The organism is Arthrobacter sp. HLT1-20, assembly GCF_054510895.1.
Genome location: NZ_JBTNDR010000062.1, coordinates 1 through 9,672, shown reverse-complemented (window position 1 = coordinate 9,672; position 9,672 = coordinate 1). Strand labels below are relative to the sequence as shown.

8 protein-coding genes and 1 pseudogene are annotated in these 9,672 nt (G+C 60.6%); 8 read left to right on the top strand and 1 reads right to left on the bottom strand.

The annotated features are described in order from the left end of the window. A pseudogene (locus tag ACX80Q_RS18425) lies at positions 1-460 on the top strand (hypothetical protein); the annotation flags it as partial. Between the two features lie 79 nt (positions 461-539). On the opposite strand, the gene ACX80Q_RS18420 reads toward ACX80Q_RS18425, so the two are convergent. After that, a complete protein-coding gene (locus ACX80Q_RS18420) occupies positions 540-1,988 on the bottom strand; it encodes a PucR family transcriptional regulator (protein WP_459331995.1) in 1,449 nt (482 codons plus the stop codon). A gap of 140 nt (positions 1,989-2,128) precedes the next feature. Here ACX80Q_RS18420 and ACX80Q_RS18415 point away from each other — a divergent pair, with 140 nt between their 5' ends. From ACX80Q_RS18415 to ACX80Q_RS18385, 7 genes are all read left to right on the top strand, one after another. Then, a complete protein-coding gene (locus tag ACX80Q_RS18415; RefSeq protein WP_459331994.1) occupies positions 2,129-3,559 on the top strand; it encodes a gamma-aminobutyraldehyde dehydrogenase in 1,431 nt (476 codons plus the stop codon). A gap of 45 nt (positions 3,560-3,604) precedes the next feature. Next, positions 3,605-4,966 carry a 4-aminobutyrate--2-oxoglutarate transaminase gene (gene gabT / locus ACX80Q_RS18410; protein ID WP_459331993.1) on the top strand — a complete coding sequence of 454 codons (1,362 nt, stop codon included), beginning with the start codon at positions 3,605-3,607 and terminating at the stop codon, positions 4,964-4,966. 584 nt (positions 4,967-5,550) lie between these two features. Beyond that, complete coding sequence (locus tag ACX80Q_RS18405) at positions 5,551-6,189, top strand: hypothetical protein (RefSeq protein ID WP_459331992.1); 639 nt, start codon at positions 5,551-5,553, stop codon at positions 6,187-6,189. A gap of 344 nt (positions 6,190-6,533) precedes the next feature. After that, positions 6,534-7,112, top strand: coding sequence for an RNA polymerase sigma factor (locus tag ACX80Q_RS18400; RefSeq protein WP_459331991.1), 579 nt, complete (start codon positions 6,534-6,536; stop codon positions 7,110-7,112). 10 nt (positions 7,113-7,122) lie between these two features. Then, positions 7,123-7,641, top strand: a complete 519-nt coding sequence (locus ACX80Q_RS18395; protein ID WP_459331990.1) for a hypothetical protein — start codon at positions 7,123-7,125, stop codon at positions 7,639-7,641. Positions 7,642-7,757: 116 nt separating this feature from the next. Next, a complete protein-coding gene (locus tag ACX80Q_RS18390) occupies positions 7,758-8,357 on the top strand; it encodes a hypothetical protein (RefSeq protein ID WP_459331989.1) in 600 nt (199 codons plus the stop codon). 237 nt (positions 8,358-8,594) lie between these two features. After that, positions 8,595-9,416, top strand: coding sequence for a universal stress protein (locus ACX80Q_RS18385; protein WP_459331988.1), 822 nt, complete (start codon positions 8,595-8,597; stop codon positions 9,414-9,416). Positions 9,417-9,672: the final 256 nt, after the last annotated feature.

Genomic DNA, 9,672 nt, shown 5'->3' with positions numbered 1-9,672 from the left:
TGGTGGCGGTTTGCTCGGCGGTGCGGTGGGTGATGTTTTGGGTAATGTTCAGGTGGCTGCTCCGATCACGGTGCCGGTGAATGTTTCCGGCAACGCTGTGGGTGTTTTGGGGAACGCCATTTCCAACGGCTCACACGTCACCAATACGGTCACTCCGGTAACCCCCATGACTCCGGTCACTCCGGTAACCCCAGTTACTCCTGTCACTCCGGTAACCCCCGTGACTCCCGTTACCCCCGTAACCCCGGAAGTTCCGGTGGTTCACGTTACCCCCACGGTGACAGGCAGCAACACTCAGGGCATGAGCTCCGGCGTGCAGGCTTTGGGCGCAGCGGCACCTGCTCAGCTGGCCTACACAGGATCCGGTCTGTGGCCGATCTACTTGTCCATCCTGGCTCTTCTTGCCGGTCTTGGCCTGCTACTGCTGGTCCGCAGGTTCACCCACAGCAGCGTCGCGTAAACAGCAGCGCCGCGTAAATAACAGCGGCCCGTCCCCGCTGGCTTGATCCAACGGCCCCGCTCCTCGAGGGGGTCATGAATCAGGCCGGCGGGGACAGCCTGCGAACTGCCAGGGCCAGCCACAACTGCACCCGGTCAGGCGTCAGTGCGGGGTCGTAGCCGGTGAGCTCGGCAATCTGGGTGAGCCGGTAGCGGACAGTGTTTCGGTGCAGAGCTAGGGCGTCAGCCACAGCCGCCACCGATCCATTGAGCCGCAAATACGTTTCCAAGGTATCCACCAATTCGGCCCCATGTGAGGCGTCAAAGGATGTGAGAGGGCCCAAGGCCTCGGCCGCCATGTCCGCCATGGGTACGTCCTCGCTGGCCAACAATAGCGACGTCAAACTCAGCCGCTCCGGGGCATTGACTTCCAATCCCCGGGTGGCAGCCTCACGAGCCTCAAAATAACTCCACCGCAAACCATTGGCTTGGGAATACGTGCCACCAATGCCCACAGGCGCCGTGATCCCCACGTTGTGCATCTGGTGGCTAAGGGCCCGGCCCAGCTCGGTGGGATCGCCGGCTTGGGCAGGAACCACCAGCACCAACTCCCGGCTTCCCTCGGAACTGACGACGGCGGCCACAGCAGTTTCCAGCTTGATCGGTAGTGAGATGGTGGAAAGGGTGGTGAACTGGCTTTCTTCGGCCCGCACCAGCAAAACGAAGTTCTTGGCTGTTGTGACGATGCCCAGGTTTTCCAGCCTGGCGGATGAATCTGCGGCATCCAGGGTGCCCCTAGAGATGTCGGCGATGACCTGGCCGGCAATTTGGCGTTCGGTGTGCCGGCGCTGCACCAGGTTGTTCAGTTCAATGCTGATGAGCCCGCGGGCATAGTCAACTATTCCGTCGTCGTGGACTGGCTTGCGCAGCCACAGGGTGCTGGAATCCCGTTTCCCGGTGGACAACGCAACGGCATGCCATGCGCCGTCGTCCGGAATTGCCCCAGGGGCGGTGGTGGCAACCTCGCCGCCGAACTGGGTGATGACCAAATCCGCGGCCACCATGGCGGAGAGCTTTTGCAACAATGCAGGCAGCCCGCCGCCTGTCAGCAGCGCGCGCGCCAACACCTGGTGCTCACGCAGTAGCCGCTCCAACTTGGCGTAGTGGTCCGATGATCGGGCGTCGGCAACCAGCTTGCCAATGGCAATAAAGGGGGTGCTGTAGGGAACTTCAACAACTGGTACCGCCCAGCGGTCGGCCTCGGCCATAAGGGCCGCGGGCACTGTTGCATGCTCAAAACCAACCCCAAAACCGATGCCAACAGCTCCAGCTCGTTTAATCTGCCGCACAAAGGAACGTTGCGCATCGGCCGTACCCTGCCGGGCTCCCGTGGTCAGTACAAGCTCGCCTCCGCTGAGGAATGACTGGGGATTTTCCAGCTCGGTGACGGCCACCCAGTCGATGGCCGCTGTGAGAGGTGTTCTCACGGAACCCAGGTTCTTCAAGGACAAGCCGGGGACAGCAAGAAGGTCAGCCAAGGAAAGTGCCATGTAACAACTATACAAACGCACTACGTCCACTGGGTGACGTGGTGCACATGGCTATTCGCTTAGGGGCTTCCTCGGGCTTAGGATTTCGCATATGCGGTGTATCACCCGCTTCCTTTATCGAGCTAAAGAGGTTGAACACTGTGGGCCAGACCTTGCAGAACTTCATCAACGGCGCATTTGTCCCGGCTTCCGGCACGGACTCCTTGGACATCGTCAATCCCACCAACGGTGAGGTTGTTGCCAAGGCCCCCATTTCCTCCCAGGCCGATGTGGATGCTGCCATGAGCGCAGCCGCCACAGCCTTCAAAACGTGGAAGCATGCAACCCCCGGCCAGCGCCAAACCGTGCTGCTGGCGCTTGCCGATGCCATTGAGGCCCGCAGCGACGAGATCGTTGAAGCCCAGCACCGCAACACCGGCCAGGTCAAGGCCATGATTGCCGCCGAAGAAGTCGGGGCAGGTGCGGACCAGCTGCGCTTCTTTGCCGGAGCCGCACGCCTCCTGGAGGGCCGCTCCGCAGGCGAGTACATGGAAAACATGACCTCCTATGTGCGCCGCGAACCCGTGGGCGTCATTGCCCAGGTAACCCCGTGGAACTACCCGTTCCTCATGCTGATCTGGAAGATCGGTCCGGCCTTGGCTGCCGGCAACACTGTTGTCCTCAAGCCCAGCGACACCACGCCGGAAAGCACCATGGTGTTTGCCGACATCGCCAAGGACATTGTGCCTGCGGGCGTGCTCAACTTTGTGCTGGGTAACGGTGCCACCGGCGCGGCCATGGTTGACCACAAAATTCCGGCCATGGTCTCCATCACCGGCTCCGTCCGGGCAGGCATCGCCGTCGCCACGGGTGCCGCCAAGGGACTCAAGCGCGCCCACCTTGAGCTGGGAGGCAAGGCGCCCGCCGTCGTCTTCGCCGATGCAGACCTGGGCAAGACAGCCCAGTCCATCGCCGAATTCTCCTTCTTCAACGCCGGCCAAGACTGCACGGCCATTACCCGCGTACTGGTTGAGGAATCTGCCCACGACGAGTTCCTCGCCGCCCTGGCCACGGCCACCAAGGGTTTGGAAACAGGTCACGATGACGACTCCCTGAACTACTTTGGGCCGTTGAACAATATCAACCACTTCAACGCAGTTAGCCAAGTTGTTGCCAACATCCCCGACTACGCAACGGTTGTCACCGGTGGCAAGCGCGCAGGGGACAAGGGCTTCTTCTTCGAAGCAACAGTTGTTGACGGCGTGAAGCAGACTGATGACATTGTGCAACAGGAAACCTTTGGTCCTGTCATCACTGTCCAGACGTTCAAGACCGAAGAAGAGGCCGTGGAAATGGCCAACGATGTCGATTTCGCTCTGGCGTCGAGCGTGTGGACCTCCAACCACGGCGTGGCCATGCGCGTCTCCCGCGACCTGGACTTTGGTGCCGTCTGGATCAACACCCACATCATGCTCACCGCCGAGATGCCGCACGGCGGGTTCAAGCAGTCCGGCTATGGCAAGGATCTCTCCATGTACGGCGTGGAGGACTACACCCGGATCAAGCACGTCATGAGCAACCTGGACGCGTAGTCCGCCCCCACTTCACATTCTTAGTTCTTCCCGAAAGGTATTTTCATGTCTGAAATCCAGTTCCGTCTTGAGCAGAAGCGCCAGATTCTTGGAGCGTTCCCCGGTCCGAAGTCCGTGGAGCTCGAGACCCGCCGCAAGGCAGTTGTTGCTGCCGGTGTGGCCTCAGGCGTACCCGTCTACGTTGCAGACGCCGACGGCGGCATCATCAAGGATGTTGACGGCAACTCCTTCATCGACCTGGGCTCGGGCATCGCTGTCACCAGCGTTGGCGCATCCGACGCCAATGTGGTGGATGCAGTCCGCGAGCAGGTGGGGCACTTCACTCACACCTGTTTCATGGTCACCCCGTACGAGGGTTACGTGGCTGTTGCTGAGGAGCTCAACGCACTCACCCCGGGCACCCACGAGAAGCGCACTGTGCTGTTCAACTCCGGCGCGGAAGCCGTAGAGAACGCCGTCAAGGTTGCGCGCCTGGCCACCGGCCGTGACGCCATCGTGGCCTTCGACCACGCCTACCACGGCCGTACCAACCTGACCATGGCCCTGACAGCCAAGGCCATGCCGTACAAGACCAACTTTGGCCCGTTCGCGCCGGAAATCTACCGCGTACCCATGAGCTACCCCTTCCGCGAAGAAGCCGACATCAAGGGTGAGGAAGCGGCACGCCGCGCCATCACCATGATCGAGAAGCAGATCGGTGCCAGCTCCGTTGCCGCCATTCTGATCGAACCGATCCAGGGCGAGGGCGGCTTCATTGTCCCGGCCGAGGGCTTCCTGCCCACCCTGGCCGCATGGGCCAAGGAAAACGGGGTTGTCTTCATCGCCGATGAGGTCCAGTCCGGTTTCTGCCGCACCGGCGCCTGGTTCGCCTCCGAGCACGAGGGCGTTGTCCCGGACATCATCACCATGGCCAAGGGCATTGGCGGCGGCTTGCCGCTTTCTGCCATCACGGGCCGCGCCGACCTCATGGACGCCGTCCACCCAGGCGGCTTGGGTGGCACCTACGGTGGAAACCCGATTGCCTGCGCCGCCGCTTTGGCAGCCATCAAGACCATGAAGGAGCACGACCTCAACGGTCGCGCCGCCACCATTGAAAAGGTTGTCACGGACCGTTTCACGGCACTCGTTGAGGAAATGGGCGCGGCCAACATCATTGGTGAAATCCGCGGCCGCGGCGCCATGATGGCGATCGAATTGGTCAAGCCCGGCACGGCTGCCACCACCAAGGAAGTCAACGCCGAGGCCGCCAAGGCCATCGCTGGCGCCTGCCTGCAGGCCGGTGTGGTCATCCTGACCTGCGGCACCTACGGAAACGTCATCCGCCTGCTGCCCCCGCTGGTCATCGGCGACGAGCTCCTGAACGACGGCCTGGACGTCCTCTGCGACGCGATCCGCGCAGTAGTCTAAGCAACTTAACGGGCCCACGCGCCCGTCGGGCCCTCTGCGAGTGCGCTGGCAGTTGGGAGGGTGTGGGGACCCACGGCGGCCCCCCGGGGAGACACTTTTCCCACTTGGGGTCCCGCTTTGTTGTCACAAAGAAGCGCGATGCCCGGTGCTGGGTAGTCTTGGAGGAATCTTCTGTAAGAGGCACGGCGCATTGGGGTGGGCATGGACAACATGGGTTTTGACGATCGTTATCCGGCAATGTTCCAGCCCGGTGGTGATGATGTTCCCGAGCCGAAAAGTGTCCCCACAGAATCATTTCCAGTTGGTGGTTCGGGATCCCGAACCATCCCCGAGCCACCGTCCCGATCTCCCGTGCTCCTTGATGCGGTTCCCAACACTGGGCCCGAATCATTGGAAGCCCACACGGACCACGCCCAGGGGCCGCTTGTGGAGGGGCCGACTCCAGCACAGGCGCCATGGACCCTGCGGACATGGTTTGTTGGCATCACTGCCGCCGTGGTGAGCATGGCAGCCGGGGTTTTGTCCTCAATGCGAGCACTGTGATTCCGGCTGCCAAGCAGGCAGCGCCGGAAGATTTTCTTGGGATGCCCGTAACACCCTGGGGATGGCTGATCCTGGATGTGGGGCTGCCGCTCATTGTGGCCGGTGCCGCCCTAGTGGCATTCATGCTGTTCAGGGGATCAAGGCAGCATCCGGAGCACGCCAAGGCAATGCGGGCCGGTATGGCATCCGTGGCCATCTGTGCTGTGGCGGCGACGGTTCTGTCAGTTTTCTACCATGACTTCTTTCCACCCAACATGGAGGCCATGAGCAACTCCACCTACCGGGACTGGCCAATCCCATGGATAGTAATTCTCAATCAGGCACAGCCAAACCTGGCCGTGTTTGGCTTGGTCGTGTTGGCCATCTTGGTGGTGGTGCGCCCCAACGAGTCCACGGGTCCTGTGGCGTTGTCCGCCACTCCGGCCTTTGCTGCAGGTGGCATCTTGCTGGCATGTGCAGCTTTTGTGTTGTTTGCCCAGCTGATGTTTCCGCTGGCGTTGGGCACCCAGTCTGTGGGCGACGGCATGTTCCAAGACATCCCGTGGCCGCAGAAGATTGCTACTTTGGCCGGTCCTTTGACCCTGACCGGCGCAGGGACACTGCTGTGGGGTGTGCTGATTCACGCAAGTTCACGGCGCCCGGCCAGCACGGTGCACGAACCCAAGGTTGAGTCCAGCTAGAACGTCTTGGCTGCTCGCCACCGCCGGGCATGGAGGAAGCCCCACCGGGTCTATTGGGGGACGACCCGGTGGGGCTTCTCTGTCAATGATACCCGCTACCTAGGCCTTTATCCGTCACCGACACAGTGTGGTCTCCTTGCGCGGACCTGAGCGATGCGGCACCGATGGCCCCACGGTTGACTGGCCAGTCCCCGTTCTCTCTGCCAACATTGCAGTGCAGAGTATGCGCGTCGCTGCCCCATGCAGATTCTCATAAAACTTTTCAAAGTATTCTGAGCCGTTTCTCATTCTGGGGACATATATAGATATGAGGGCAGCAGATCGATAAGAAATTGGGGGGTGTCATGTCACAGCATACGGATGCGCCAGCAGCCGGTGACATGACCTTAGACGTCGATCTGCTGCCCCTTATCCGGAAGGGCAATGAAGAGGCATTTCGTCTCATCTACAATCGCCATTTCACGTCAGTTGCTTTGATTGCCCGTCGTTTCCTTGGCTCCAAAGAACTCAGCGAAGATGCTGTGCAGGCCACATTCATCCTGCTTTGGGAAAAATCCAAGCACATAGAACTCGCCGATACCTCACTCATGCCGTGGCTTGCCACCGTATGCCGACTGCACTGCCGCAACATTCAGAAGAAGGAATGGAAACGCACCCATTCCTCGATAGACGACTTTCCCCACCTCCGGCACGGCTCGAGAGCAATGGAGGATCAAGTCATTGATGCAGCCCTCGTTGCGAGCCTTTCCAAGGAAATTGCCGGCATGTCAACTACGGACCAGGAAATCTTCCACCTTTGCCTTATTGAGGGCCTGCGCTACGAGGACGCGGCAGAACGCTTGGGCATTACCCGATCTGCCCTGAGCAACAGACTTTCACGGCTCAAGTCCAAACTCCGCGCCCTACTCAACAGTGCTGCCTGAAGGAGGAACCATGTCGAATTCACAAGAACAGAACTGGCCCACCAGCAGTGATATGGACCGTATTTGGGACGCCACTCAACACTCCATCATCAAGAGAAAGCAAGGTGCCAAGCGGCGCAAGATTGGCCTAATCACCAGCGCGGGGGTTCTGGCCGTGGGCATCACGGCCGGGGCCATCATCATCCCTGCCACGCTCCACCAAACCCAGTTCACCGTTCGTTGTTACAGCGCCCAATCATCTGACTCAAGTTATACCGATGTTGCGCTGGTGGATGGCGAAACTGCTTTGAATATTGAGGGGGCGATCAGCAATTGCGGAGCCATCTGGGCGTACGGGTATCTGATACCGGGGAAAACAGTTGAGCCGGAAGAAAATCGCGGGCCCATCACTACGGCGCCGCCTTTGGGTGTCTGCATGCAGCCGAACAATATTCTGGGAGTGTTTCCCTTGACCGACGCAACCGGAAGAGTGCTGTCCCAGGAGGAAATCTGTGAAAAAGTAAAGCTTCGATTGCCTGGAAGCCAGTAAGATTGGGGCACAGTTCTCCCGTCGAAGAGTTACTGAAAACCAGAATGACGTAGCCGCTGCGACGAAAGCGGCAGGTGCCTTAGATCATATTAAGGCACAATTTGAAGGAACTAAAATTGAAGATTTTGGGAAAAAGTTTGGCTTTCTCCGTGACACTTTTATCAGTGGCGGGGTTCGGGTTCGGATCGGTGCCCCCCGCAACTGCGGCCACACAAGCCACCGAAACCCTGGCCCAAGCCAGTCAAACCTGTGTCATTCAAGTCGCTACAGGAATGCAGAACTGCTATCCCCAAGGCGACGATTGGGTCGCTGCAACGGAAGTCTTGACTGGCACGCCAGTCATCCAGGCCAGCACGGCCGCAGAGTACAAAGCTGCTTTCGAGGAGTTGAGTCAGAATGCCAGAGGGGTTGCGCCACTGGCGGTGACCCTAATCCTCGGATACCTCTATGACGACATCAACTATGGTGGCGGCAACCAGGTCTTCACTGCCACTGCCAACTCGGCCGCATCGTGCGGCGGCGGCACATGGAAATACCATAATCTGGCAGATCTCGGCTGGAGTAACCGTGCCAGCGCCATGAAGCCTCAAAGCGGATGTGCAATGAGAATCTGGGAAAACGTCGGAACCACCGGCTCGAACAAGGGCGGCTACTCCAGTGTTTCGTGGCTTGGCGCGCTGAGCGACAAGGGCAAGTCCCTCTCCTGGACGCCCTAAACACACAGGAGGTTTCGGTGGCGGAATCTTCGGGGAACCGCTCCCAACCCGCCACCGAAACACCCCAACGGGATGCGCGGCAGCCCTGTCTCCCGCCGGCGTCGAACACCCCACCACAAAATCACTTACGAAAACCCTGTCCGGCACCGGCCCGGCGGCTGTACAGTCAGTGCTACGAACGTCCCGGCGTGCGCGTGGTAAAGCTGCGTCCACGGGGCCTGCCGAAGGGTCGAATTTATGAAATATGTTGTCGGATACCGCCCCGATGAGCGCGGCGCGGATGCCGTCGCTCTTGCGGGGGTCATTGCACGTACCCAAGGAGCGGAATTGCACCTGGTCAACGTCACGCATGGGGGCAAGGCTGTTGACCCGGACATGGAGAAACGTGCCTTGGCCATGGTCCCCGGCGACGTCAGCGCCACCTTCTCCTCCCACTCGGCCGAATCCTTTGTGCACGGCCTGATCGACGTAGCCCAAGAAGATGACGCCGCGCTCATTGTGGTGGGTGCCGCCAGCAACGGCGTGTTCAAGCGGTTCACGCTTGGTTCGGTGGCGAACGGGCTGCTGCACGCGTCCCCCGTCCCAGTGGCGCTGGCCCCGCGCGGCTACAACCGCAGGGACCCGCTCACCCGCCTGACAGTCATGACAGGCATGCGTGAAGGTTGGCAGGCCGTGCTCGACGTCGGCATCACGGCTGCCGGGCGGCGAAATGTCCCGCTGCGGCTGGTTTCCGTGGTGGAGATTGACCAGCTGGAACAGGCAGACTTCGATCTAAACAATGCCCTGAGCCCGGCCCGACAGCACGTCAACACAGTGCTGGCCAAGGCTGCTGCCAGATTGCCACGCAACAAAGTAACGCTCACCCTGGCCCACGGCCGCAACATTGAAGAAGCGGTGGACGGCATCGGCTGGAAGTCCGGCGAACTAGTCATTGTGGGTTCCAGCCGCCTGGCCGAGCACCGAAAAATCTTCATCGGCTCCACAGCCAACAAGATTCTGCGTTCCTTGCCCGTGCCCATGGTTGTGGTTCCCCGCGACTTCCAGAAACAGGGCATCTAGCGGCGCGGCGGGAACCGGCGCTAAACTGACGCCCCGGCAGCCGGCACTTTCTCGGTTGTAGGCCGCGGGCGGCCTTGGGGCGTCCTTGACGGAGCCTATGAAAGAACCGGACCGCCGGGCCTAGGTTGTGCGCACCCAGCAACGCCGCTGCTACCACCTTGCTGGATTCGTGGCCCAGGAGCGTGGCACCCAACACTTGCTCTGTGCCCCGCTCCCCAACCGCCTTCCACCCACCCTCGAGAGTTTCCCCGGCCGT